A 25,445-nucleotide genomic window follows, 5' to 3' on the forward strand; every position below is an offset into this window, starting at 1 on the left:
CCTTTCAGAGGTGGGCGGCGATGGCGTCGGCCATGGGCGCGGGGACGCCGAGCCGGGCGCGGAGGGTCGGGGTGTCGATGGCCGTTCCGGTACGGGTGTGGTGTTCGGCGGCGACCTTGCGGGCGTGCTCGACCAGGGCGGCCGGGACGGCTACGGCAGGCGGAGCGGGGGTCGGTTCGGGAGCCGGTTGCGTGGGGAGCTCCGGGGCGGGATCGGGCGCGTCCTCCTGGTCCTGCTCGTCCTCGGTGTCCTCGTGCGGGACCGGACCCGGGGCCGAGTGGGCGAGGAGGGTCCCGCCGAGGAAGGCGACCGCGGGCCAGCCTGCGACGAGGATGCGGAGCCATGCCGGCACCTGGTCCAGGTCGAGGAGCCCGGCGGTGGCAACGTTGGCTCCGAGGGACGCGGTGAGCGCGATGACGAACCAGCACCACCCAGCCGCTTTCGCGTCGCCGGTCCGCAACCGGCGCCAGGCGGCGACGAGCAGCAGGTCGACGGAGATGGGATACGCCCAGGCCTTCCATCCGTCCTGACCGGCGGCCGAGGCGACGTCGTGCAGGTGGGCGAAGGACAGTGCTGCGGCGATGAGCGCTTGTACGAGTACCGCGTCGATACGGGCCAGTTGGGCGCGCATGCTGCGGCTCCTTCCGGATTCAGGCATGGCAGGGGTAGGGAGTTGGCGCGAGACGGTCACGCCGACCGGAGTGGGGAGGGAGCGAGTGTCAGTCGGTCACGGGGCGCGGCTGGAGTACCGGGGCCCTCGTCGTGTCGACGGGCCGTACGGGCACGTCGGACCGGAAGCGCTTGAGCGCGGGGAGGTCGGGCACCAGGTGGGCCGCCTGGCGGCAGATCTCGGCGGCGTCGCCGAGGGAGAGGTACGGGGTGCGGATGCGGGACCAGCCGCCGGAGGTGTCACCGGCCACGGCCAGGCCGGGCCGTTCGGGAGCGATGGCGCACGCGGCGGAGACGGCTTCGGGGGCGATGTCTCCGAGCGCCATCTTGGCGGAGGCTTCGTCGTTGACGCGGTGGCAGACACGGCCGGTCAACTGGGCCCGGAGCATGGTCGCTCCCTTGCCCAGTTCGGCGCCGAAGCGCTGCCCGCAGACCTCCAGGTAGATACCGGCGGCGCGGCCGAGCTGGGCGAGGCGGATGAGTTGCGTGACCATTTCGTCGCGTCGGTCCTCGTCCTTGCGGGTAGCGACGAGGAAGAGTTCGGCTACCTCGTCCACGAACAGGACGATGGGGACGGGGCGTTCGTGCTCGGACAGGCCCCAGATGTCGGAGGTGATCTCCTCGTCGGGGGCGTCCGGGGCGATCCCCTGCCGGGCCTTGATCAGGTCGTATCGGTCCTCCATTTCCTTGACGAGCACCGGCAGCAGCTCGGCCGCCTGTTCGGGGTCGGTGGCCAGTGCCGAGAGCCGGGCGGCGAACGGCGCCAGCTCCACACCGCGCTTGCAGTCGATGCCGACCAGGGCGACGGGTTGCGGGGCGAGTCCGGCGACGAGATGCCGCAGGTACATGGACTTGCCGGACAGGGTTGCGCCGAGGGTCAGTTGGTGAGGCACGGTGCGGTAGTCCCGTACGAAGGGAGTCGCGTCCTCCCGCAGCGCCACAGGCACCTTGAGGAACCCGCCATCGACCTTGCGCGGCATCCGTACCCGCCGCAAGACATCGAAGCCGACGAGCCGCAGTTCGACCACACCGGGCTTGACGGTCGTGACGTACACGGCGTGAACGCCCCAGGCATGCCGAAGCCGTTCGGCCGAGGCGGCGACGTCGGCGGGTTCCTGCCCGGGAGCGAGCCGCAGACGAAGCCGTAACCCGGTCGAAGTGGGCCGGATGATTCCCCGACGCGGCGGTACGGGGCGTATCTCCCGTCGGGTGGTGGCCTTGACCGCCAGGACCCGCAGCCGGGAGGGAGCGACGGTCAGGCCGCAGGCCTCCATGACGGAGCTGTAGGAGCTGAGCAGCCGGGCCGTGGATATCAGGAGACCGACCGTGGACCAGTAGACGCCGGGGTGCTTGGCCCGGGTGTAGGCAGCCCCGCCGCCGAGCGCGGCGACGGGACCACCCACCTCCAGAAGCGTTGCCAGATCGGTCATCAGGCCGTGGCCCCCATGGCGGCCGGGAACGCGGCCGGAGTGACGGCGGCGGAGCGGTAGGCGATGCCGTGCCGCTGCTGGCCGTTGAACACGCTTTCCCACGGCCGGGCCACGAGCCCCGGCAGCGAGACCGGAGCGCCGAGCGCGAGCCCCTCGGAGACACCGCTCTCAGGAACGGTGACCTTGATGAGGGAGGACTCTCCTTCCTCGATGTAGACGACGCCGATCGTCATCAGTGCCTCACCGCTGTTGATGTCCTTGGCGATCTCGCCGGTCTGCCGGTCGCGGACCTTGGGCTCGGGCGCCTCGGTCAGCAGGATCGTCGCGGCCGAGGTCTCCACACGGATGGTGCGCAAGAGTTCTTCCCATCTACTCGTCTATACAAGATGCAGCCTTCGAACCCGATCTCCGGGAACGACGACCACCCTGCCACACAACTTGCCCACTCGTCTATACGAGTATGCCTGTTGGCGTGTACGAGTTCCGGGAAGCGGCCCCGCGCACCACCGCGGATCACCCGCTCCTCACACCGATCACGTCGCCGGGAGCTGGTAGGACAGGACGTACGCGTCCGCTGCCATGACCGTGTCGCAGACCTCCACGGCCCGCCCCTCGGTGTCGTACGCGGTGCGGATCAGGTGGATCACGGGCACGCCGGAGGCCAGCCGGAGCGTCTTGACCTCGGACGGCGAGGGCATCCGGGCCCGGATCTCCTCCTCGAAGTGGTCGAGCCGGTGGCCCAGTTCCTCAAGACGGGCGTAGATGCCGCCGGGACCGGGATTGGGCTCGGCGATCGGGGTGTCCCGGGCGATGTCGAGCGGAAGGTACGAGGTGGCGAACTCGACCGGACGCCCGTCGAGCAGATACCGGCGCCGGCGGGCGAGCACGCGCCGTACGGAGCCGAGCCGGGTGGAGATGTCCTGGCTGGCCTTCTCCTCCTTCACCTCCAGGCTGTCCACCTGCGGGTGACTTCCGGCGGCGTCGGCCTCGACGATGAACGCGGACTTCCCTTGTTCGCGGTGGCGCCGGGCGAACCGGTCGGAGGCTAGTCGCCGCACGGGTGGCCGTGGTCGTACGAAGACGCCTTTTCCGTGCTCGGCATGGACGAGCCCCTCGCCCTGGAGGATGGAGAAGGAGTTCCGGACGGTCATCCGGGACACTCCGTAGTGCTCGACGAGCTCAGCTTCCGAGGGGAGCTTTTCGCCCTCCTTGAATCGCCCACGGTCGATGGCCTCGCGCAGCTGGTCGGCGATCTGCCGGAACACCGCACGATCGCTCGTGGGGTCCAGGTCGCCAAGCAGACTGGTCGGGAGTGAGGTCACGAGTACTCCTTTAGGTATCTAGACGAGTGGGCGAGTGTTGTTGCTACGGTGGAGAGCCTAGCCATCCGAGAAGGCCGAGGAACGTGACCACTGACCGCCCGCACTCCGTGAGCGTTGCCGGAGTCATTGTCGACGACCAGGGCCGAGCCCTGCTGATCAAGCGTCGCGACAACGGTCACTGGGAACCTCCGGGTGGCATCGTCGAGCGGGAGGAAACCCTCCCCGAGGCCCTTCAGCGCGAAGTCCTCGAAGAAACCGGCATCAAGATCGCGCTCCCCGCGACCCTCACAGGCGTCTACAAGAACATGACGGGCCTGATCGTCTCGCTGGTCTTCCGATGCGAAGCCGCCGACGGCACACCCACCACCGGGGACGAGACCTACGCACTGCGCTGGGCCACCCGCGAAGAAGTCACCGAACTCGCCGACGAGGCGTACGCGATCCGCGTCCTTGACGCACTCGACGCGGCATCCCCGCCGGCCATCCGCGCCCACGACGGCGTGAAACTCGTCTAGCCCGAACCCGCTGCACATGGCGGCCTACCAGCACGAAGGAACTTGTATGCACGAGTATACGAGCACTGCGCGGGTCTGGGGACTCACTTGCCCAGGTTTCCCAGAAGAGGTCAGCAGGGCCCGCCGCTGGACGCGGGACATCCTGCGCGGCTCACCGTTAGCCGAGGACGCCGAACTGATCGTGAGCGAACTAAGCGCGAACGCGATCCTCCACACCGCCAGCGGACAGCAGTCAGGCAGCTTCCATCTGGCCCTCGCGGTCTCCTCCCAGGTCGTCGCCCTGTCAGTCACAGACGACGGCGGCACCGGGACGGCACCGAAGACCGAGCACGCCGACCAGAACGCCACACACGGGCGAGGCCTCGGCATGGTCAGCGCGATCGCCCACCGAGTCGTGATCCACGACAGCCAGGCCGGCCACACAGTCACCGCAGAACTCTTCACGAGCGCCCGCCCGGGAGGCCACCCGTGCTGACCTCGACCACTCCCGAGGACTTAGCCGCGGCGGGGCAGGACGGCACGTACCGCTGCTGGGCCACGGCCTACCCGCTGCACGAGACCAGCTCCATCCCCCTGGGAGCTCACGATGCGACGAGCCCCCGCCTGGCACTGCGGTGGCTCCGCGAACGCACGAGGAACGTCACGGACCAACTCGACATGGCATACGCCCAGCCGGGCCGCTACTGGCTGAGGGACGAGACGGAACACGAACGAGCCCTCGCCTACCTGACCACAAGCACGGCCTACCAACTCACCCTGCACGACGAGAACACGCGCTACGTCCTCGTGGCCTACCCGCCCGGGGTGACCTCGTGAACGGATACACCCGCGGCTTCTGGTGCGAATGCTGGACCGAAGACCTCACCAAGGCAGACAGTCCGGCCTTTCACAGCTCCTTCGACGCCCACTCCGCCGGACAGGCAGACCGCTGGATAGCGATCGCACTGCGCACCATCACGCCAGCACTGGACTCCAGAGCCTCCGACGAAGCCTGGGAGTGGCTGTACGAGGGCCGCATCGAGACGAGGAGAGCTCTCCTGTGCTCGGAGCCCTGCACTGTCACGATCAACCAGGGCGGCACACGCATCACTTGGACTGCCCGACCAGCGCTCTTCCTACCCCTGGCCCACCGGCGAGGCCTTGAACTTCCGTGCTGCGCATATGACTTCAAGCCCCACGTGACCGTGTCGAGTCTCAGTTGATGGTTGACGGGTTGGCGTCGGGTGATGCTTGACGTCTGCCCTAGACGATCTTCCGGCGGTTGTGTTCGCCGGACTTGCGGACGACCACCTCCTTCCTGGTCACGCGCGGGACGGTGGTGATCAGCTCGGGGCCGTGGAAGACGCGGATGACGTCCTCGGCCAGGTGGGCGGTGACGACCTGGTGGGCATAGCCGCGACCGAGCTGGATGCGCTGTCCGGCGACCATGAAGCCGCCGACGCTGCTGACGGTCCGCTCGGCGATCTGCTCGGCGGGCGGCGGCAGCAGGGGAGGCGGTCCGGCCGGACGGCTTCCTTGCAGGCGCCCGCAGGCCGAGGCCGGCAGCGGGCTGGGCAGGGTGGCCTTGAGGACGCGCTGCTCGTCGAGGACCTGCAGGACCCGTCCGTCCAGCCGCAGGGTGACCCGTTGTCCGGCGAACGGCCAGCCGATCAGGACCTTGTCGCCGCCCAGGCCGACGTAGCCGACCGCGTTCACGGTGCGGTCCACCTCCACCGTCCCCTTCGTGTCCCTGGCCGGTCCGGGCTCCTCGGCCCAGGGTCCGGCGGGCCGGGCGTCTCCGCCGGCCAGCAGGGCTTTGAGGTCACGGCCGGACAGCTTCGAGGGCAGCGTCTTGTGCCGGCCGCCGCCGATCAGGACGTGCAGCCGGTTCACGTCGATCCGCAGGGTCACCGTGGTGCCGGCCAGGGCCGGGCCGAACCAGATCTGCTGCCCGCGCAGGCTCAGGTTCCCCGACGCGGGAACCACCCGGTCCACCTCGATCGCGCCGACCTCGCCTTCGGTCATCGGCCAGGCCCGCGGCACCGTCGCTGGTTCCGGCTCCGCCGATGCCGGCGCGGGGACCGGGTCGAGGCGGGCGGGCAGCCTCACCGGCAGGGCATCCTGCTCGGCCCGCGGCCGGGGGACGAAGCGGCTGGCCGGGACGGCCATGTCCAGTCCCTGATGAGGCCGCATCCGGTTGTACTCCTCCAGCCAGGCATCCACGGTCGCCTGCGCGGTGGCCAGGTCGGTGAACGGGTCCTGCTGGTCGAGGAGTTCACGCCGCAGGGTCTGGTGGAAGCGTTCGATCTTCCCGGTGGTGGTCGGGGACCGCGGCTTCGTGAGCCGATGGGTGATGCCGTTCTCCCGGCAGATCCGGTCGAACATCGCCTCTCCCGGCTTGCCGGGAGAGAAGCGGGCGGTGAACTGCTTGCCGTTGTCGGTCAGTACCTCCTCGGGCACTCCGAACCGCACCAGCGCTTCCCCGAAGGCCGAACAGACCGCGCGGGCCGTGGCCCGCTGGACCACCTTCGCGATCACCATGAACCGGGAGTGATCGTCGATCCCGGTGACCATCTTGCATTCGCCGCCATCTGCCAGCAGCAGTCCGCCGACGATGTCCATCTGCCACAGTTCCATCGCCGCCGACCGCTCCCACCTGCGGTAATCCGACCGGCGACGCCTGCGGACCCCCGGCTCGATCAGACTGTTGCGGATCAGAACCCGATAGACCGTCGCCCTGGAGGGCACCGGTGCGAGGCCCCTGCGCTCCAACTCGTGCACCAGCCTGCGCGGACCCCAGGTGGGATGCCGGCGCCGCAGTTCACAGACCACCGCCTCCACCTCCGACGCGATCCGGTGCGGACACGAGGCCGGCCGGTGCGACCGGTCCGTCAGTCCCGCAAGACCCGACTGCTCGTACTTGCGCACCCAGGAGTGCACCGACTGCCTCGACACCCCATACCGGGCCGCGACTTGAGTGACCGGAACTCCCGCAGCAACCTCCATCACCGCGTGATACCGCTGCTCGACCACGCTCAACTCCACCAGCACGGCCCCGGCCCTCCCTGCACGCGGATCAGACGCGCACAGCCAAGCCGAGGCAAGCGGTGTCAAGCATCAGGTGAAGCCACAACGTCAAGCATCAACCGAGACAAGACAAAGCCCCACGTGACCGACTGAGTTACAACTTTCTCTACTGGTTCAAGGCGGCTCGCTCCGCTCCCCGCGCGCGGCCCGGCCCCCGGCCGGGCCTGCGCTCCTGTCTCCGCCCCGCTCCAGCCCAGCCGCCGCCCGCGCCGCGCTCTCAGCAGTCAGCCGCTGATGCCAGAGAAAGGGGTACGTCGTGGCTTGGGCGGTCGGCTCCACGGCTTTACGAGGCACCGCCATCAGCATGGAGCAAAGCACTTACAGCCTCATAAAGGTCGCCATTATCCTGCTCGTCCCTCCAACGCGAAAACTCCACCTTGATGCCCCGCCTACGAGCATCGGATAACAGTTCGGCGGCCGGGCGTGTCAGCGCTCTATTACTTACGAGCAAATGACCTTCCACGCTAATGCTAGCCATTCCGAGCAACTGTCTTACATATTGCGCTGAAACAAAGCTTTTCTGGGTCAGATACTTCATTTCAATAGAAACTGACCTCTGGTCTGGCGTAACAACCCTCAAGTCTGCGCCGAGGTCTACGCCCTGCTCTAGGACACCATACTCAGGAAAGAGTCGAGTGAGTTCGGCCACGATCAGACGCTCGTAAACCAGCGCAGAGGTCCGCATAAAGTTGACATCGCTGCCTGCACCAGGATCCACCGTCCTTAGGACATCAAGCGCTCGGCGAGCCTCCTGAGGAGATGCCTCGCGAGCCTCTTCAATAGCTCGTTCACGTCTCCGCTTGGTCGCGAATTTCATTTGGGTATCGCCGTGCCCGAAGCTAAGAAGCGGATTGCCGCTTACTAGCATGAGTAGGAACACGATCCCACCCAGAATGAGCGCGACGGAGCCCGCCTGATTATTTGTCATAAAGACGGCTGCTGCACCAACGCTAGATAAAGCTAGTCCCGTAAATCCGGCCGCGAACCGGCTCCAGCCAGATAGAGGATCCCCCTCGGATTCGTTGTCCATTTCACTTTCGTCGTTCGGATCAGAAACATCAGACATAGCGCCACCACTTTCCGCCTTTATGAAGCTGTCCAAGCTTGGCGATCTAGTAGCGTGGCCGACATTGCCAACCAGCATAAATGTTGCCTGGCGTTCCGGGCCCCTCCGGCAGGACCCATTAAGCACCAGTCAGGTTGACGAATCACCGAGGTGAGACGAGCAAGCAAAATCAGAACAACGGGTGCTGTTCTGAGCTTGGGGAACCAGCGTTCCCCTCAACGATCTCCATGGGAATAAGTTCGATTTGCTCTGGGGCGTAGAGCCAGTAATAGCGCCCCTCGATCTCTTGTCGACCAGTGATCTTAAGCGCCATGTTATCTCGGTGCGCATCCATAGCGAGGTCGTAATCTTCGGCATTTAGCCTAACCCTCATCTTCCGCGCTGCAGTTCCCGCCAGAACATCAAGCCTAATCAGACCTGGCCTGCCCGGATTAGGTCGCTCCAAAAGGGTGACGGAACCCAATACTGTCACTCGCTGAGGCCTTGACGTGGCTGCCAGCACATTGCCAGCTCTTTCGAGAATCGGGTAATCAGCAGGCGAAAATTCCAGGCTGTGAGACTCAGTGTGCACTTCTTCGAATAGATCAGCCGCTACTGTCATCTCAACGCGAACCTCACCACCGCGTGAATCTCTAACCAGATCCCGCACGGCATGAGTAATCTCGTAGCAGAACCCACGACCCACGCTTTCAATAAAGCCCGACGTGGATCCAGTATCTGCAAAATGGTCCACGACCTCACGGGTAGTCTCAAGCACGTGCACCAATCCACGCGTGATGTCCCGGCCGGTGTGGGTGCCCGTCAACGGTCTTGTGTCGCCTGGTTTGAGCTTCTTCTCGGTAAAAACTTCGTCTGGTGGCGCATAGGCAGTAACAACGTAACTTCCGACTTCCGTCTGCCCCATTAAAACGGAATCCAGAAACGAGCGAGCGAGATGAGAATTCGAATTCCCGAAATATGCAAGTTTCGATTTGCGCGATTTTGCCGCCACCACCATTGACTTACGGGCGGCAGAATACAGGTCCTCCCCTGCCAGCCACTGAATGGTTCCGTGGTGCGTTTGCGCTTCCTTCTGGAATCTAATCTCGTCACCTAGGGTACTGGTGACAACAGCCTTTTCAAGAAGAGATCGAACCCGATCATCTCCAAGCTTCCACGCTTGAGCTACCGCCTGGGCGAGTAGTTCCGCATAGTCTGCAACTCCCGAGTCTTGCGGTAGTAGCAGTCCACCGACGCCCCTCTCACCACTCGGACGCCAGCGACTGTATAGGCTCTCCTGCCCTCCGAATCTTTCCCAACCACTGCGCTCCAAAATTAACGCCAGCTGAGAATCTGAGATGCTAGACGCGATCTCCTTGTAGCTCGGGGAATTCATGGCATTCCCCCTTTTCCGATCCTTTCCATTATGCCGCAGAGCGCGACATCATCGAAAATATTCGACGTAGTTACCCGGACCGCAGTGTGTTCTCTTCCGCTTGGCACTTCGCCGGATAAGCTCCGCCAGTACGCGCAATGACGAAGCGCGAAGTAATCATGACTCGCCTCCACCCAGCGTGCGATGTCCTTTGGCACAATCATGGCGACTAGGATTCTGTGCACCATTACCGGTGTTCGTGCCATCATCTCAAGTCGATCATTACTAAGATTCACGGACACGAACCCGCTAGACGGAGAAGCGGGAGAGGTCCAGGTGCTCTTTAATTGTATTTTGAGGTCAATTTGGCAGTCGACTTCATGTGAGTCTGAAGAGTGAGTGAGTTGCCAGTCAATGCCATCATCCGGCTCCGGCTTCGCCATGGTGCAACCTGAAGCTGCCGCTACGGCCCGCAGATAGCCCTCCTGAAGCATCTCCATGCGGTCCTTCTCTCGCAGGTCGCCTCTCAGCGGCTCTGCTGGCACCTCCGCACTTGTGCTCAACATGTGTTGCCCTCCCCCTGAAGCTAGGTGCACACGCTACGAGGATCTTTCACCAACCGATAGATCGTCTACCCTCGCTGTAACGAGAACGTAGCTCTCCGGGTTCGGGATGATCAGTACGTAGGCCCAAGCGCAGCCCATGCAGTCCTCTCGATGTGATCAAATTGGACGCCAGCCACAGCGCGGGCCCTGGTGTGCTCAACGGAGTACAGCGTCTGGCACACGGCAGTCACCCGCGAATTCCACGGTGGCCTGGTGGCCAGCCCACCGGGCACCAACGGCCTCAGCAGTGGTTCAGACGATGAGGTCAGTACCAGACCCGTGCCGGATCGTGCGGGGAGCCACGTGGAACACCGGGGAACCAGTCGACGAATCGCCAGGGGCCGAATCCACTCCGCCGCAGGTCAGCAGTGCTCCCGCGCCTAGAGCACCTAAGCTTCCCAAGCTAAGAGTCAGCACTAGGGGTCACGCACCTCCCCGCAGTCGGACTCTCATAACTCGGTTACGCCATCGCGTATGCGTCGAGGAAGCCCCTTCCAGTCCTCCATCGCGCCCTGTATCAGTCGCTGTAGACGTTCCTTGCCTTCGACCTTGAGCACGTCTCGCAGGCAGGCGCAGTCGGCTAGGTCTCTGTTGCCAACGATGCAGATGTAGATACCCGCGATCTGCAAGCCCCGCGCAGCTGCCGAGAGTTTCGCATCAACCGGCAGTGGGATCCTCCGGGCCAGCTCTTGCGCAAAGACCCGCTCGATCCTGGGGCGACCCAGCAAGCCGAAGAGGCCGCCTGCTGCGCGGCCAACGGCCTCATGCAACCGATCCTTGCCTTTGAGGATGCTGCGCGCCAACTGGGCGAGGTCATCACAGCCTCTCCGGCGATGGCGCTTCACGAGCGTTTTCCACGTCTCGTCCGAGACGTAGGCAGACGCGCGCTCAGCGATGACCGCGGTGCCACCGTGTTCGACGACGTCCAGGCATAGTCGCGCGGCCTCCTCCGCTCTCTGACGCTCTCGGGTGGCTTGTGTTGGAGGCTGGGGGCGTCGTTGGGGTCGAGTGGCGGCCCTGGGCGTGGCCGACTGCCGCGGTGCTCGAAGCGGGGGTTGGGCACGCTTCGCAGGTCGTTTACGGGGCGTGGGGACGCGTCCGGCCGGCCGACCGCGATGGTGGTGACATCGCACGTCTGGGCCGGTCACTCGGTTCTTGCATAATGTCCCGTCGTCGGTCTGCGCACGGCACCGATACACCATGCCGGAAGTGTGAGGACGCGCCAAGAAGCCGGACAAGTATGCCTATTTGGCCAGCAAGACCTCCGCGACCTCCTCTCGGGCCAACCAAGGCAGCAAGAAGGACTGGAGAACGCACGGCCGTCTCATTTTCCGTCTCATTCAGCCCCGTTCACCGTCGTTCAGGCGAGATTCGGAGCCGTCCCCGCACCGGCGGCCAGCCGCCCATGAACCAAGGTGAACGCACCTGGACGCAGCCCCTCACCCCACCAACACAGTTGGAAAGCGTGCGCTTGGTTGAAGGAGTAACGCGTGGTCAGTACTGGCAGGTCATCCCCTGGCCATCGACAGAGCCCGAGCGTGGTCTGGATCCCAGAGGAGTCTCCGCACCGCTCCAGACAGGCCAGGGATGGACCTGCCAGTCGCGCCAAACCCGTGCCCCAGAGACACACATCGGAGGATTTCACGCTTTCACTGCAATCGAGATTCAACATGGGCGAGAGTGATGGAGAGCCAAGACGGGAATCGCCCCTCCTCCCAGGCATAAAAATGAACATCGTCCGACTTTGCTCGATTATGAATCTCGCAAAGCCAGAGACCATTCTCTACGACGCTGCGCCCACCTAGGCTGTAGGGCCAAAAGTGATCAATCTGATGGCCTACGCGAACCTGTGGGCATTCATACCCCCATACGACGCGAGAAGCGCAATGAGTGCTTCTTGGACGAACGATATTGAAGGAACGAGGTCCAACACACCTAGTCCAATCGTCTCGCGAGATAGGCGCAACAATCGGATTGATTAGAGCAAGAGCTTCCGGAAGGGATCGCAGAGCACGTGCATCCATGTGTCGAATTTTCCAAGTGTCGACGGAGATGCCCTCAAGCTCATTCACCAACTGGAGATAACTGAAGGCGCCACTGAAGCGCTGGCGCATTACATCTACGTCAATCACCAGTTGATCTGTAGCTCCGACTGGCTAGACAGATCGCCATAGTGCTTCATTACGACCACGATTTCCAGGGGATTCGAATATTCTCCATTCAAGCACAAACCCCTCCCCTCAATTTCTTTGTACCGCAACGGGCGCCCCACCGTTTTCGCGTCCAGAATCTCAAAGTCGCCGACGTTGGATGTTTGCTCAGTTGCTTTTACGTGTGTCGTCGTTCCCGCATTATGGCTGCCAGTTGCGCCCCGCAACATCTTGTACTGCTCTTTCCCTTGCTTAGCCGGGCGGCCGGCTGGCGTTAGTCGGCTAAACGTAAGAACGACCGCGGCCCCGTTTCCTTTAAGATGATCGGCCAGGTTTCCGCTAGCCTCGGGGAGCGCACCCCTAACCAGTGCATCTTCGAGAACATTCCGAGCGATTCTTTTGCTGACCGTGTTAGCCGGTCCGCTAAGGGCGCGAACCCACGAAAAGTCCCAGTTAGTATTTTGGAACTTAAGTTCTTGCAGTAGAGATCTGTAATCCGCCGTCGACCCATAGGTCAAAGCTCGTGCAAGAACACCAACAAGAAAGGCCTCCTGCATGATGGTCTGCTGACTTTGGGCTTTCCCAAAGAAGACCGACGAGGCATGGTTCCCGACCGTTTGATGAAGCGCAATGTAGGCGTGGCTCAACTCGGCCGCCAGCTCCGACGGGTTCAGATGAACCCGATGCTGAACGGGCAGATTATAGTAGTGACGACTTACGAGGTCGCCGAGCGCATTACACTTAAAGGAAAACCCACCGAAAGTCGGACTAGCTGGCCGGTGCTCATTGAACTGCACGTTATTAAAGAATGGGTTCGCCTCACCGCGGAATGCAGGTGTACGACACAGCTCTACGACAGTTTCGAAGGCCCGCTTCGCGGCATCGCTAGCATTTCTGCTCGTCGCATACTTTCCCAGGTTAAAGGCGTATGTGAGCCATTCATTATGTAGCTCGTCCAGCTTGGTAGCCGCCGTTGTCACTTGGGCGAATAGGTTGGCCAGCAGCGGGCTGCTATAAGCATTGCTGCCATCGTCGAGTAGCAGTACAACGGGAACAGGGTCCCCGGATTGCGCAGATCTACTCAGCCCAGTAATTCGGTGCTGACCGTCGAGAATCCAAAGTGGCTTCTGAGAAGGATCTTTGACATCCTCCGGAACATCAACAATGAAAGTGCCTGTACTGTACGAAGTGGAGTCGATACGCTTGGGTCGGATGCTAATGCCCGACGTGAAGGCGTTCTTTGCAAGCAGCACCGGATTAGGCATTAGGGCGCCAGAGTTATTGAAAACCTCAGCGATCTGATCCACACGGTCATAGTTGATGGGCCGTTGCCAATCCCGAACGGGCTGAGCAGTGATGTTTGCTGCAATCTGTTGATGGTCGGTCTGCCGAGTGAAGGCTGGAGCAATCGCGATGTTAGAGATGTCGGCAGCGGAAGCAAATCCTATGTAAATTGGGAAGACCTTACCCCCGCTGGAGATGCTCGAACGTAGACACTCAATTCGCATCCGCTACTCCCTGCCATTTTGTGGCTACAATAAGCGATCATGCTAGCACTGGCCGATCTCTTGAGGTACTGGTTACCGCAGAGATCCCGGTGGTGCTGCGTCCACTGCCGACCAGGAGCCGGGCGCCCTGCCCTCCCGCCACGTCGGCAGCATGTGAGGCGGCTGCGGTTCATGGACGGACGTACGTGACTGCACGACGCGATGAGGCTTCCGATCGGCTGGTTAGCTGTGCGCCCCAGGGGCCTCCAGTTCCCTGGACTATTCGTGGACAGGCCATCTGCAACGGGCCTATGTCGGCGCGCTGGCCAGGAAGAACACCACAAGGCGGAACGGCCTCCGGAGCCGCGTGCGATCGAAGCCGCCCCATCGTGGCAGCCAGATCGGCATACTCGATGCCTGGACCGCGAGTGCAGGGGGTGGCGATGTACGGCCGAAGCGACGAGGCATGGGAGCAGTTGACCGATGCCGGATTGAAGTTCCTCGTTGAACGGGCACAGCTCCACAAGGTCACGACCTATACGGAGATGAACTCTGTGCTGGCCCGGCGGACAGGGCTTCCCGGCTTCGACTTCGAGCAGGCGGACGAACGTGCCGCCATGGGCTACCTGCTTGGCCTGATAGTGGAACAGGACTACCCAAAGAGCGGGCTCATGATCTCTGCACTGGTTCACTACCTCGGTGCGAACGACGCCGGGCCGGGGTTCTACACGCTCGCGCAGCGGCTCGACCTGCTCCCCAAGGACTCCTCCGCAACGGCGAGACTCGAGTTCTGGATTGGGCAGGTCAACTCGCTCCACCAACTTCACTCGGCCCCTGGCCGATAAACGTTCGGAACCCCTCCTGCCGAATACGTGTCGAGGACGCCGAACTCTTGCGCTCAGTCACCCGGAAACGCCAGGTCAGGAGTTATGCGGCAGCGATTGCCCCCAGCGCCTTCTTAGCCCCTGGCTGCTCGCTGCTCAGGCCGCCCTCACTGTCCTCGGCATCACGCCCCTACAGGAGCGGCCGAGCCTGCACCTGTGTTGTTACCTCGGCTGACCCCGTCCCACCCTCGTAGCACCACCGAAGGAGCACGATGGCTGACACAGGCATTGACGACCTGTCCAAGTACGAGTCCGGGACCGACCCGTTCACCGCGTCCGAGCTGGAGGCGATTGCCCGCTTCCGCGAAAACCTGTCCGGCATCCCCGACATTGCCTTCAAGGGCTTCGACGCCGACGAGATCCGCCACCTCGCGTCCGAACACGGCATGGGCGAAGCCCGCAAGATGCTGCACTCATTCGCTACCGACCTCCTCAACGGCCGGTGGCTGGCGATCCTCTCGTTGAAGAACGACCTGCCGACCGGCACCGACGAGCCTCCCCGGTACAGCACGCCCGCCGCCCGGTACGTCGCCCACCTCACCGCCCAGCACCTCAACGCCTGCGCGAAGTTCGAACACGCCGTCACCATGTGGTTCCTGGACCTGGACACGCACCTCTCCTCCCCGCTGTACCTGAACAGGGATGGGGAGGAGTGAGCCACACGGAGGGGGCGACGAGGAAGTCATCGACTGACCGGTATAGAGCTACGGATCAGATGTTCCCCGTGCCACAGCCGTGCCAGAACGAGCGGGGAGCCACGGGGAACAGCAGCTACGAAGTCGGACGCGCCGGAGGGGCGTCAGGGCGCTCCCTCGCAGGTGAGGCGTCCAGCGTCCCCTGGATCACCCGAGCTTCCCAAGCTGAGGTCGCTACCTGGCAACAGATCGTTGCACAAGCCGAGTCCGGAGGTGGCGGCTCAGCCAGACATACGCAGCCATGGCCAACGAGCCGCGCGCCATGAAGTCGGCCCACAAAGGAAGGATTTGGGCGGCGCTGCCAGCCCCCAGGGCTCCCCACAGAAGAACGGTCGTGAGCACACTCGCCACCACCAGGACGAGCACGTAACTGACGCTGGCCGTACGGTTCCGACCAAGCCAAGTACCCAGCAGTCCCGAGGGGATCTGCACCACCATGTGGAAGCTCACGCAGCCGAACACGACAGCCAGGAAGATCATGAAAGGCGGCACGTCCGCCGAAGGATCATTGGCCGGGGCTGCCCCGTAGGCGTCCAGAACCCAGACCGGTGGCACAAGGAAGGTGAGCAGCAGCAGCGCTCCGCTCAGATGCATAGCGGCGAGGTGTACTGCCGCTCGGCGGAGCACCGTCTTCGTACGCCTCGTTGTAGACGTTGACTCGCGATCTCCTGCCCTCACGATCCCCCCTCGACATCTCGTGCACTCTGCCTTACCACGACACCGCGACACAGTACGTCGTACCACTCCTGCCACACCCACCCGTCTCACTTTCCGTCTCATTCAGCGCCGTGCAAGGCCGTTCAGACGGGACCGAAGCCGGTAGCCACTCCCACGACCGACCGCCCATGAACCAAGGTGAACGCACCTGGACGCAGCCCCTCACCCCACCAACACAGTTGGAAAGCGTGTTGGTGGCAACCCCTCACGAGTTCGAATTTCGTATCCTCCGCAGCCGCCCACCTGGGCAAACGAAGGCTCCGACCGGATCACAGTCGGAGCCTTCGTCGTTCCGTGGTTGCAGTTTTGGTTGCAGTTCCCATGATCGGCGCACCATCCGCACGAGATCATGTTGCGGAGCCGGCCGCCTGCGAGGCCGCGCCGCCCCATGGACAGAGGAGAAACGGTGCCCAGTGACGGAGTCATCCTGCACGGCCCCATCGGGGACTTCGCGCGTCAGCTGAGCCCATCAGACGACCTGCAGGCCGAAGAGATGTATGCGGCAGCCATCTCAGTGTGGTCGACCGCGATCGCGCCCACCGTGAAGGTTCGCTCGTACCTGCCGGGAGTGCGTCCGACGCTAGTGTGGACTGCGTTTGTCGGAGACAGCTCGAATCCGTCCGATGGGCTGGCACAGAGCGTGGTACGTGCACTGCGCGTGCGGGACTACTTCACATCGCTGGCGGGGCGCCACCCAGTCACCAGCGAGGCCCACCTCCTCAGCGCAGTGGAATCAGCCCGCCGCTACCCCTCCCTGCACACTCCCGCACCGCGGAGCACGTTGCTTGAAAGTTCTCCGTTTCAACGGACCCCGGCCGGTAGGCAGCGACTCCAGGGGGAGCTCAACTACGCGTTGCGTCAGGCGTGGGATGGAAGCAACTTTTTGTGGATCGGCGCAAAGAAGCGGACCCCTGCCCAGCAGGAGCTGGACCGTATACCGCCCACGGTGGGAGTCCTCTGGGGACTCTCGGATATGAGCTGGGAGCAGCGCCCGTACGGGCCTGGCGATGACGCCTTCTACTCCCGCTTCCTGCCGTTCAAGCTCCGCGGTCAGCCCAGCCACGGCCGCACTGTGCAGACCGGGCCCTCTCCCGAGCTGGTCGCCGCGTATGAATGGGCGATCGGAAGTCAGCGGGAAGTGAAGCTGAGTCGAGCCGCAGCAGAGATGTGGGGCGAGATCAGAAGTCTGGAAGACTCGACACTGCTGAACAGCCCGGCCCCAAGGGATGCCGCCTTCACGATCAGGGTGGGGGAGCACACCCTTCGGGTGGCAGCGGCACTCGCCGCCGCAGAGATGTCACCAGCCATCGAGCCGAACGTGATCGAGGCAGCTTGGTCCCTGGTGTGGCGCTCCATTCGCGATGTCGCTGACCTGGCTAATGGGGCTAGCGTCCTGCTCGAGAACCCCCTCGCCAAGACCAGCTCGGCCGTGCCCACCGAAGCAGATCCGGCCGGCATTTGCGTGGAACCTTCGTGGCCCGCAGAGAGCGCCACCCTGGACTTCCCCGATACACCCGTCCGGCGCAGAGCTGCAATAGTGCAGGCCCAGGACCGGGATTCCCAGGTCAGACGCCAGGTCAAGGTGTGGTACGACAACACCTGCCAGTTCTGCAGGACCAAGATCGAATTTCCGGCACAGCCCTTCTCATACAGCGAAGGTGCGCACATACAAGCGCTCGGAGCGCCCCATAACGGTCCCGACCGAGTTGAAAACATGCTCTGTCTCTGCCCGAATTGTCACATCCGCTTTGACATGGGTGGCCGATTCCTCACGGACGAACTGCGCATCATTGACTCGGCCACAGGCGAAGATCTCGGACCTCTGAAGGTTCATGCGCAGCACCGGATCCGCCTTGCGTACGTCCGACAGCACCGCTCCCGCTGGGCTAATACGTAGCGCTCATGGCGCACCGAGCTATACCGCTCAGGCAAAGACGCAACTTCTGCCGACTGCGCTTCCCAAGCTGAGGGCCCGGTCGTTGTCACGGGCCGGCCGTAGCCGCTTGCTCTGGTCGACGACAAACCCCGATAGCGTGGCTGAGGCCGGTTGAGGTGCAGCGAGGCATACGCGTGCGTGATCGGTCGACGCACCCGCCGTCGTGGCTGACTGTCGTCGGCTGAGGTTCGTGCCACAACCGTGCCAGATCCAGGGGTCACCCAGGGTCAACGGCGGTGGCGTGCGGTCGAGTTGTCAGCCACCGCATCAGGTATCGAAGCCGCAGGTCAGTAGCCGGACACCCCACCCTCTCTCCTAAAGCGGGTGTCGCAGGTTCGAATCCTGCCGGGGGCACAAGGGCAAAGGCCCCGGACCGATCACGGTCCGGGGCCTTTGACATCCACTTCAGATATCAACGAGAGCGGTCACTCACCACCGGCCGCCTCTTGAGCAGCCGATACCTGTCGTGGTCCACGCCAGCCAGGGCGGGGCTACTGGTGCGAGTGCTGGAGACCTCGTCAAGAGGACTTGGCCGGCACTCCGGGCGTCCTTCGACGCGTATTCGGTACCGCAGGCCGACCGATGCGTTGCGGTCGCGCTCCGCACCATCTCTCCGGCACTCGATCCCGAGGAGGCATGGTCCTGGCTGTACGAAGGGCGCATCCTGACCCGCCGAGCCCTCTTACGCGCGGAGCCCTGCACGGTCTCCGTCACCCACGCCAGCACTCGCATCACATGGACGATCCGACCAGTGCTGTTCTTGCCGCTCGCCTACCGCCAAGGCTTCGAACTCCCTGCCTGCGCATATGGCTTCAAGCCCCACGACAGCCATCCCCAGTAACGGCAGGTCCTCACTAGGGTGCCCGTATGACGGAGACAGCAAAGGCCAGACGAGCGCCAAGGCAGCTGGGCGAGCTGCACGACGTGTACGCCTTCCTGGAGGAAGTGCGACTGCGCCCTGGCATGTGGGTGCGCGGCAGCTCCTTGCAGCATTTGCACTCCATGCTGCTCGGCTATCGGGTTGCCCTGGGCGTCCACGGCATCGAGGAGCCCTTTGACTTCTGGTCCCCCGGAAACCAGTGCTCATTCTCCGAGTGGCTATGGGGCCGGCCAGGTATGCCCAACGCCAGCTCCTTGGGCTGGGCGACAGAGATTGAGCGCGCGGCCGAGAAGGCCGACAGGTCCGCCATGGAGATGTTCTTCGAGCTGTTGGACCAGTTCCGCACCACACACCACGATGTTCAACCGCCACATCGAGCAGCACCTGAGACCCAACAGCCCACCGTCACCGCCTGAGTTGCAACTTTCTCTACTGGTTCAAGTGCCCACGCGAGCGCGGGCTGGGGTGAGTGGTGGGTAGGCGCGAGTGAGATCATCACGCATGACGCTGATTAAGTACATGACAAACGCCAAGGATGAGCGATGGTGGATACAGGGTCTCGGGCTCATGGCCGGAGCGGTCTGGGCCGGCGCCCGCGCGTTGGGTAACGGACGGCCGCCCCTACTGCGGGTGGGCTTCGGCGTAGCGGCGATCTGTTTCCTGGCTGCAATTGCGGGACTCTTCATCGACCGAATTCGGGCAGCCAGGCGAGGCCGCAGAGGTTCCGCGGATGACACTGCCGCGGGCGAGCAGCAAGAGCCTTGATCGATGCCGGATCGAGGGAGCCGCGGAGCGTGTCACTTCCGTGCCGGAACGGGCGGGGACTCACGGGGAATCGAGGTGCGCCGGGATGTGTACTTCCCCACCTCGCCCATGGCAGGGATTCCCAGGTCAGACCTGTGATCCCCCAACCTCGCCCCTAAAGCGGTGATCACTCATCGGGTGTGCCGGGCACGGGACGGGGAGCCTCAAGGCGTAGCACGAGTGCACGTAGGGCCCGGAGTTCGGTGTCCAGGGCCTGCGCACCTTCACGGGTGAGGGATACCCATGTTCGGGGGCGTCGACCGGCGTAGCCCTTCTCCACGGTGATCATTCCGGACTCCTCCAGCACCTTCAGGTGCCGGGAGAGATTTCCGTCGGTGACGGCCAGTTGCTTCTTCAGGAAGCTGAACTCGACCCGGTCGGCTTCACGGGCAACGGTGAGGACGCCGAGCCGCACGCGCTGGTGGACGGTGTCGTCCAGCGCCTGGGTGGGATGCAGTTCCTCTTGGTTGTCCTGCGTAGCGGCCGAGTCTTCGACGCTCATGGGACGACCGTACCCGCAACCGCGACACCGGGCGCGCCCCGGCGGCGGACCGCTGTCCGCTCGCCCAGACCGGCGAGGAGCAGGATGGCAGCGAGCAGAAAGGCCTTGAACTGCGGTCCGTCGGCCCAGCCGGGATGGGCGGGGTGCTGCCAGGGAAGCCATCCACTGCCCCAGGAGGCTCCCAGGTACCCCGTGAGCAGCAGGGCGTGAGCGGTGCCTGCCGCCGCGGCGATCCAGCTGCGTTCGGCGATTCCGAGGGCGAGAAGTCCGATGCCGGCCAGGTACCACGGGGAGGCGTAGCTGTTCTCCAGCAGCACGGCCTCCCAGGACTGGTTCCTGCCGAACAGCAGCGCCACCAGAGCTGTCGTGATCACAGTGGTGGATACGGCGGTCACGCTGACCCACATGCCGCGCCGGGGGACGACGCCCCGGGCCTCCCCGCGCAGGCGATACCAGCGGGCGAAGACGAACCACGCGAGGGGGAGGAGCGCGAACCACACGCCCCATGCCACGAAGCGCAGGACGGCTCCGTCGAACTCGCCTTTCAGGCAGGGGGTCCCTGGTTCGTGGACGACGCACAGGCCGGTCAACTCGGCGTAGGCAAAGGCCGGATAGGACCCGACGTAGCGCCCGTGGGCTCCGAAGTTGAAGGCGTACCGGGCGACCGGAATGGCCGCCAGTGCAAGGAGCCCGAAGCCAAGGAGGGGAGTCCACGCTCCGTTGGTCTGCCTGCGAGTCCTCGCCCGAAGGCCTTCCGTCGCAGCCAACAAAGCGGCCGCGGCCGCTCTCGGTTCCGATCCCGCGCTGCTCGGTGCGGATGTTCCCATATCTCCCCCTTGTGCCGGCGCTCTGGCAGCGCTCATGAGCGGACCGCCGCATGATCGCCCGCCGAGAACCAACTTTGCGATGCAAAGTACATGGCAGTCAAGAGTAAGCCGTGTACTGACAACAGCAGGGCCTTCCAAGGGGCAACGCCGAGCAGGCCGGCCGATAGCCCGAAGAGACGTCAGCGGCGGCTCCGCTCGCAGTTCAGGACGAAGGGGTCGTGCCAGACGCGTGCCAGGTTGTACGGGGAACCACGGGGAACACCGGGAATCGATCGGCGGCTCACCAGATGCACGATCTTCTCGGGCACACAGTCATGGGCGAACCGATGATGAACAGGGGGCCCCAAGAGCGCTCAGTGCCTGTCGACTGTGACGGCGAAACAGCGCGACTGGACACCGACGCGTTACTCCACTCTGACTGGACACCGACGCGTTACTCCACTTCCCCCCGCACCCAGCTCCCCGAACTGGGTGCCGTGCTCGGCTGAGACTGAGCTCAGAACGCCTTCAGGTAGACCCTGGCCTGATCGTCCTTGAGCGCCTGGACGTAGATGTCGATCCACTGCACCTTCTTGCGGCGATCGTCCTTCACGCACGGGGGGCAGACCCCGGCCGAGCGGGCTCCCTTCAGCGTCTGCGGCTCGGCCAGCCCGAGGTGCTTGAAGAGCTCGCCGTCCGGGGCGAAGTCGGCCTTGTTCGCCTTCAGCGGTTCTTCGGAACGAAGGTCCCTCGCGATGCCTTCGGCGTTCTTCTCGCTGGTGACGAACGAGAGGAGGTGGATGTCCTCCTGAGGGTTGATCTGCACGGCCCCCTTGACCTCGGTCGCGGCCTTGGGCGCCGTCACGTTCATGAACGCCGACGCCTCGGGCGCGCCGGCGTTCTTGTCCCACTGCGAGGTGCGCCCGTCGGTCACGCGGCGATCGTCCGTGTCCGGGCTGGAGCACGCGGAAAGCAAGAGGGTGGCAGCCAGTGCCGCGATGAGGGGGGTACCTCGTTTGATCGTCACCGGTTCTCCTCGTCGCCGCGGGAGACGTCGCCGCGGGTTCCTTCTCGTCCTTGGTCCGGCGGGTTCACCGTCGGTTTCGCGTCGCTGTCCAGGTCGTACGTGTACGTGGAGCTAACGTGGAGCTGTTGCCTCGCGTGTCGAACTCCTGTGCAAGACCAGTTCTTGTTCAGCCGTCCCATCTCTTGGTCCGGGATCGTCCATAAGGATGCGGTCGATATCCAGGACCAGCGGCTCACCCGACTTACCCAGGTAGTGCTGGCCTGCGCGCGGGCCAAGTACCCCAGATCCTTGGCCGTGGCGTCCTCGGTGTTGAACGCTCCGGAACCAACCCTCGTCAGCAGCGCGCCACTTGTACAGCGGGCTCGTGATCCCCGCCTTTCGCAGCTCGTCGCCCTTCTCCTGAAGCAGGATGCCGCGCGTGACCGGATCAAGGTCGCGCCACCACTCCGCGACCGCCTTCGCGCCCTTGGGGACGTGCTGCGCCTTCGCCACCTCCTCAAGCGACGGGTGCGGATCGGACTCCGCTTCCCGGACACTGTGCGCACCGTCCGACGGCACGCCCACCACCGGCGACGAGACGCCGACGGGCGAGTACCCGACGCGCGACCCGAGGGCCCACACGCCGTGGAGCGGGCATCGTTCCACTTTGTCGGCCGGGCGGCCTGCACCGGACCGGGTGCTCAACTCACCGCTCATTCCCGGAGGTCAGGACTGTTCATCTCGTCGCGCGAGCCGCTGCTGTAGGACCTGATCCAGGCGGTCCACAGGACGAGAGCCGTGCCGATCCCAGTGCCGACGAATTCCCAGGCCGCGCGTACAAGCAGGTCAGAGCGGTTGGCGACAGCCCAGTCCCGGCCCGCGTACAGCGGTATGTCCGTCAAAAGCTCCTCATCGGCAGCGAAGGAGAGACCGCGGATCTCACCGCTGCCACGCTGTCCGCCAGGCAGACGCCACGCGCCACGACATGGCCCGCCCGACTCGCAGTGCACGTATCCTTCCGTCTGGCCCCTGAGAGCAGCTCAGGCGGCGACAGTACGGCCCGCTGAAACGGCAGCTTGGGGGCAGCGCCGCGATCGACAGCGACGGGCCGGTCACAGCCGTCAGCGGCGATACGCGATACCCGGCATGGTGATGGTGGCGGGCGCCGCCTCCGACAGCCCGTAGTGGCGGATCTTGCCTTCCTCGATCAGCTCGGAAAGCGTCCCCGCCGTGTCCTCGATCGGCGTCCCCGGGTCTATCCGGTGCTGGTAGTAGAGGTCGATGTAGTCGGTGTTCAGGCGTCGCAGCGAGCCCTCGACCGACCGCCGTACGTTCTCGGGAGTGCCCTCGCGGCACCGAGGTCCGACGCCACCAGGACGCGTACGACAGGAACGCCACACACGGGTAGAGCCCGAAACTCTTCTTCACCTGAGGAGTACAGCTTTCCTCACGACGTTCCGGACCCTGGACAAGACCCAGGTCGACCGCCCAACTCCCCAGATCACCCGAGCTTCCCCAGCTGACGCGCTTCGCCCTGGGCGGATCGGTCGGCGCAGTCGCGTGCTTCGTAAGTCGGCACAACGGAAGGGGCGGCACCGGAATCCTCCGGTGCCGCCCCTTCCGGCTGTCTGTCTCCGTGCTCAGGAGCCCGACATGGCGTCCCCGAACATGGGGTCCTCCCCCGAGTTCCCGATGCCCACGGAGGACGCACCGAAGCTCACCGCGCCGGTGGCCTTGAGACCTCCGGTGGAGCCGCGCAGGACCCACACGGCGCCGTCGTCGCTGTTCTCGCCGCCCGCGCCCACCGACAGATCGGCGCGGCCGTCCTTGTTGTGGTCGGCGAGATGGATGGCGTCGCCGAACAAGTCCGACGACTCGTTGGCGCCCGGTACACCCGAGGTGCCCTGGTCGAAGGACTGGGCGCCGGTCCCCGTCAGGCCGGAGGCGCCGCCGCGCAGCACCCAGACGCTGCCTGCTTGGTCCGCGGAGCCGATGGTCTCGAAGTCCGCGCCGACGGCGAGGTCCGGGTAACCGTCACCGTTGACGTCGCCCGCTGCGAGCGCGCCTCCGAACGAGTCGTCGGACTCGTCCGCTCCCGGCACACCCGCGGTGTCCTGGCTGAAGACGGCGCTGCGCGTGGTGTCGACGCCCGCCGCACCGCCGTAGAACACGGTGACGTAGCCGCCCTTCGCCGTCCGGTCCGAGATGACGTCGACGAAGTCGGTGCCGACGACCAGGTCGTCGTGCCCGTCGCGGTCGAAGTCGGCCACGGTGAGCGCGCCCGCGTACCCCGTGCCCACCTCGGTCTGCAGCGTGGGCCCGGTCGAGGCGCCGCGGTAGACGAAGTTGCCCGCGGCGGACCCCACCACCACGTCGGCCGCCCCGTCGTCGTCAAAGTCCCCGGCGGCCAACTGGACGGCGCCCCTGGGGTACGCGCCGGACTCGATCTGCGCGTCGAAGCGCAGCTTTCCGGCCGCGCCGCCGGACTTGGTGAAGCCGCCCTTGAAGATCCACACGTCCTTGCCGGTGGAACCGACCGCCAGATCGGCCTTCCCGTCACCGGTGAAGTCGCCGACCGCCAAGGACTGGCCGAACCGGTCGTGGCCCGACGCGTTCGGGTCGCTGATCGTCGTGCCGCCCGACAGGCCGGACGAGCCGCCCCACAGGATCGTGACCGAACCGCCGTCGGCATCGCCGCCGACGTCCTCCACCGGTGCGCCCACGACGAGATCGCCGTAGCCGTCGTTGTTGAGGTCGCCGTGCGCGAGTTCGGTGCCGAAGCGGTCGGAGGTCTCCGAGGCGCCCGGCACGCCGGAGGAACTCTGCGATGTGATCTTGTGGCGCGCGGCGCTGATACCGCTCGACGAGCCGTAGTTGACGACCACGGCGCCCGCCTTCGCCTTCCCGCCCGCGACAGCGCCCGGGGCGCCGGTCGCCAGATCGCGGTAGCCGTCACCGTTGAAGTCGTCGGCCAGGCCCGACCCGGCGGCACTCGCGCCGCCGGGCAGGGTGATGAGCAGGCCACCGGCCAGGACGGCCGCGACGGCGGTGGCGCCCAGGACGGCGGGACGCCGAGAGCGCTTGTGATGGGACCGGGACATGAGTTCCCCTCCAGGACATACGTGCGAGCTCAGAGATGACCTCTGGTGAGCCTGAAGGGTTGTACGGGAAAGGGGAGTTGTGGTGCTGACAACGTGGCGCACGTTAACGATCGGGGCACCTGCCGAGCCGTCGTCGGCCTGATCTCCGACCACACCGCCGAAAGCAGGTTCGAATCCTGCCCGGGGGTGCAAGGAGAAGGGCCGGCTCAGGAGTGGGTTCCTCCCGGGCCGGCGGTTCGGCGTTTCAGGCGTCGTGCCACAGGTGTGCCACTACGTGCCGGTGGGGTCCTCTTCGGCGGTTCCCTGCCGTCCGGATCGGTCGGCGGGTGCCGCACCGCAGCCGCACCATCGGCCCAGGCCGCCGCGTCCGGCCGCACCATTGCCCAGGCCGACGGGCAGGGGCGTCGGCGCGGGAGCCTTCGGCGGGTGGGTCAGGAGGGTGTGCCAGGC

At 64.7% G+C, this 25,445-nt stretch carries 25 protein-coding genes and 1 pseudogene; 8 read left to right on the forward strand and 18 right to left on the reverse strand.

Features of this window, described 5'->3' with window-relative positions; all coding sequences use genetic code 11:
- Positions 1–4: 4 nt before the first annotated feature.
- The 4 genes from GTY58_RS19515 to GTY58_RS19530 all read right to left on the reverse strand — a co-directional run bounded on the left by GTY58_RS19515 (position 5) and on the right by GTY58_RS19530 (position 3,421).
- Complete coding sequence (locus tag GTY58_RS19515; RefSeq protein WP_010985164.1) at positions 5–631, reverse strand: DUF2637 domain-containing protein; 627 nt, start codon at positions 629–631, stop codon at positions 5–7.
- A gap of 88 nt (positions 632–719) precedes the next feature.
- Positions 720–2,099 (reverse strand): FtsK/SpoIIIE domain-containing protein, encoded by a 1,380-nt coding sequence (locus GTY58_RS19520; RefSeq protein WP_010985165.1) that lies wholly within the window; start codon positions 2,097–2,099, stop codon positions 720–722.
- Positions 2,099–2,455 carry a hypothetical protein gene (locus GTY58_RS19525; protein WP_010985166.1) on the reverse strand — a complete coding sequence of 119 codons (357 nt, stop codon included), beginning with the start codon at positions 2,453–2,455 and terminating at the stop codon, positions 2,099–2,101. The genes GTY58_RS19520 and GTY58_RS19525 overlap by 1 nt, the downstream gene beginning before the upstream one ends.
- Before the next feature lie 177 nt (positions 2,456–2,632).
- Entirely contained in the window at positions 2,633–3,421 is a 789-nt protein-coding gene (locus GTY58_RS19530) for a GntR family transcriptional regulator (RefSeq protein ID WP_010985167.1), read from the reverse strand.
- A 107-nt stretch (positions 3,422–3,528) separates the two neighbouring features.
- Here GTY58_RS19530 and GTY58_RS19535 point away from each other — a divergent pair, with 107 nt between their 5' ends.
- From GTY58_RS19535 to GTY58_RS40780, 4 genes are read left to right on the forward strand one after another with little or no spacing between them, the layout of a single operon-like run.
- Positions 3,529–3,936: an NUDIX domain-containing protein gene (locus tag GTY58_RS19535; RefSeq protein WP_037644753.1), complete on the forward strand. Its 408-nt coding sequence runs from the start codon at positions 3,529–3,531 to the stop codon at positions 3,934–3,936.
- 46 nt (positions 3,937–3,982) lie between these two features.
- The gene (locus GTY58_RS19540) at positions 3,983–4,411 is read left to right on the forward strand and encodes an ATP-binding protein (RefSeq protein WP_010985169.1); all 429 of its coding nucleotides are present in this window, start codon (positions 3,983–3,985) and stop codon (positions 4,409–4,411) included.
- Positions 4,405–4,752: a hypothetical protein gene (locus GTY58_RS19545; RefSeq protein ID WP_010985170.1), complete on the forward strand. Its 348-nt coding sequence runs from the start codon at positions 4,405–4,407 to the stop codon at positions 4,750–4,752. Before GTY58_RS19540 ends, GTY58_RS19545 begins: the two co-directional genes overlap by 7 nt.
- On the forward strand, positions 4,749–5,138 hold the full coding sequence (locus GTY58_RS40780) for a hypothetical protein (protein WP_010985171.1): 390 nt from the start codon (positions 4,749–4,751) through the stop codon (positions 5,136–5,138). The genes GTY58_RS19545 and GTY58_RS40780 overlap by 4 nt, the downstream gene beginning before the upstream one ends.
- Positions 5,139–5,178: 40 nt before the next feature.
- Here the strand turns inward: GTY58_RS40780 and GTY58_RS19550 are convergent, their stop codons facing one another.
- From GTY58_RS19550 to GTY58_RS19575, 6 genes are all read right to left on the reverse strand, one after another.
- The gene (locus GTY58_RS19550) at positions 5,179–6,954 is read right to left on the reverse strand and encodes an IS481-like element ISSav5 family transposase (protein WP_078234480.1); all 1,776 of its coding nucleotides are present in this window, start codon (positions 6,952–6,954) and stop codon (positions 5,179–5,181) included.
- Between the two features lie 331 nt (positions 6,955–7,285).
- The gene (locus GTY58_RS19555) at positions 7,286–8,104 is read right to left on the reverse strand and encodes a hypothetical protein (RefSeq protein ID WP_137865211.1); all 819 of its coding nucleotides are present in this window, start codon (positions 8,102–8,104) and stop codon (positions 7,286–7,288) included.
- A gap of 133 nt (positions 8,105–8,237) precedes the next feature.
- Positions 8,238–9,443, reverse strand: a complete 1,206-nt coding sequence (locus GTY58_RS19560; RefSeq protein WP_010985173.1) for a hypothetical protein — start codon at positions 9,441–9,443, stop codon at positions 8,238–8,240.
- A complete protein-coding gene (locus GTY58_RS19565; RefSeq protein ID WP_159028997.1) occupies positions 9,440–9,922 on the reverse strand; it encodes a DUF4365 domain-containing protein in 483 nt (160 codons plus the stop codon). The genes GTY58_RS19560 and GTY58_RS19565 overlap by 4 nt, the downstream gene beginning before the upstream one ends.
- 554 nt (positions 9,923–10,476) lie before the next feature.
- The gene (locus GTY58_RS19570; protein ID WP_137951340.1) at positions 10,477–10,830 is read right to left on the reverse strand and encodes a hypothetical protein; all 354 of its coding nucleotides are present in this window, start codon (positions 10,828–10,830) and stop codon (positions 10,477–10,479) included.
- Between the two features lie 1,325 nt (positions 10,831–12,155).
- Positions 12,156–13,685 (reverse strand): hypothetical protein, encoded by a 1,530-nt coding sequence (locus tag GTY58_RS19575; protein ID WP_010985174.1) that lies wholly within the window; start codon positions 13,683–13,685, stop codon positions 12,156–12,158.
- Between the two features lie 422 nt (positions 13,686–14,107).
- Between GTY58_RS19575 and GTY58_RS19580 the strand changes: the two genes are divergently transcribed.
- Entirely contained in the window at positions 14,108–14,509 is a 402-nt protein-coding gene (locus GTY58_RS19580) for a hypothetical protein (protein ID WP_010985175.1), read from the forward strand.
- Between the two features lie 251 nt (positions 14,510–14,760).
- Entirely contained in the window at positions 14,761–15,204 is a 444-nt protein-coding gene (locus GTY58_RS19585) for a hypothetical protein (RefSeq protein WP_010985176.1), read from the forward strand.
- Positions 15,205–15,417: 213 nt separating this feature from the next.
- Here GTY58_RS19585 and GTY58_RS40785 read toward each other — a convergent pair whose 3' ends face one another.
- The gene (locus tag GTY58_RS40785) at positions 15,418–15,837 is read right to left on the reverse strand and encodes a hypothetical protein (protein WP_237528826.1); all 420 of its coding nucleotides are present in this window, start codon (positions 15,835–15,837) and stop codon (positions 15,418–15,420) included.
- A gap of 529 nt (positions 15,838–16,366) precedes the next feature.
- Here GTY58_RS40785 and GTY58_RS19595 point away from each other — a divergent pair.
- Positions 16,367–17,857, forward strand: coding sequence for an HNH endonuclease (locus GTY58_RS19595; RefSeq protein ID WP_107277516.1), 1,491 nt, complete (start codon positions 16,367–16,369; stop codon positions 17,855–17,857).
- Between the two features lie 906 nt (positions 17,858–18,763).
- Positions 18,764–19,192, forward strand: coding sequence for a hypothetical protein (locus GTY58_RS19600; protein ID WP_010985178.1), 429 nt, complete (start codon positions 18,764–18,766; stop codon positions 19,190–19,192).
- Between the two features lie 515 nt (positions 19,193–19,707).
- On the opposite strand, the gene GTY58_RS19605 is transcribed toward GTY58_RS19600, so the two are convergent.
- From GTY58_RS19605 to GTY58_RS19635, 7 genes and pseudogenes are all read right to left on the reverse strand, one after another.
- The gene (locus GTY58_RS19605; RefSeq protein WP_042493285.1) at positions 19,708–20,082 is read right to left on the reverse strand and encodes a transcriptional regulator; all 375 of its coding nucleotides are present in this window, start codon (positions 20,080–20,082) and stop codon (positions 19,708–19,710) included.
- Positions 20,079–20,672: a hypothetical protein gene (locus tag GTY58_RS19610; protein WP_237528828.1), complete on the reverse strand. Its 594-nt coding sequence runs from the start codon at positions 20,670–20,672 to the stop codon at positions 20,079–20,081. Before GTY58_RS19610 ends, GTY58_RS19605 begins: the two co-directional genes overlap by 4 nt.
- 733 nt (positions 20,673–21,405) lie before the next feature.
- Complete coding sequence (locus GTY58_RS19615) at positions 21,406–21,822, reverse strand: hypothetical protein (RefSeq protein ID WP_037645098.1); 417 nt, start codon at positions 21,820–21,822, stop codon at positions 21,406–21,408.
- A 204-nt stretch (positions 21,823–22,026) separates the two neighbouring features.
- Positions 22,027–22,611 (reverse strand): hypothetical protein, encoded by a 585-nt coding sequence (locus GTY58_RS19620; RefSeq protein ID WP_237528830.1) that lies wholly within the window; start codon positions 22,609–22,611, stop codon positions 22,027–22,029.
- Positions 22,608–22,796, reverse strand: a complete 189-nt coding sequence (locus GTY58_RS19625) for a hypothetical protein (protein ID WP_052082283.1) — start codon at positions 22,794–22,796, stop codon at positions 22,608–22,610. The genes GTY58_RS19620 and GTY58_RS19625 overlap by 4 nt, the downstream gene beginning before the upstream one ends.
- A gap of 249 nt (positions 22,797–23,045) precedes the next feature.
- Positions 23,046–23,243, reverse strand: a pseudogene (locus GTY58_RS19630) (aldo/keto reductase); the annotation flags it as partial.
- Positions 23,244–23,534: 291 nt separating this feature from the next.
- Positions 23,535–24,995, reverse strand: a complete 1,461-nt coding sequence (locus GTY58_RS19635; RefSeq protein WP_037644741.1) for an FG-GAP-like repeat-containing protein — start codon at positions 24,993–24,995, stop codon at positions 23,535–23,537.
- Between the last annotated feature and the right edge of the window lie 450 nt (positions 24,996–25,445).

The organism is Streptomyces sp. SID5469, from assembly GCF_009862865.1.
GTDB lineage: Bacteria > Actinomycetota > Actinomycetes > Streptomycetales > Streptomycetaceae > Streptomyces > Streptomyces avermitilis.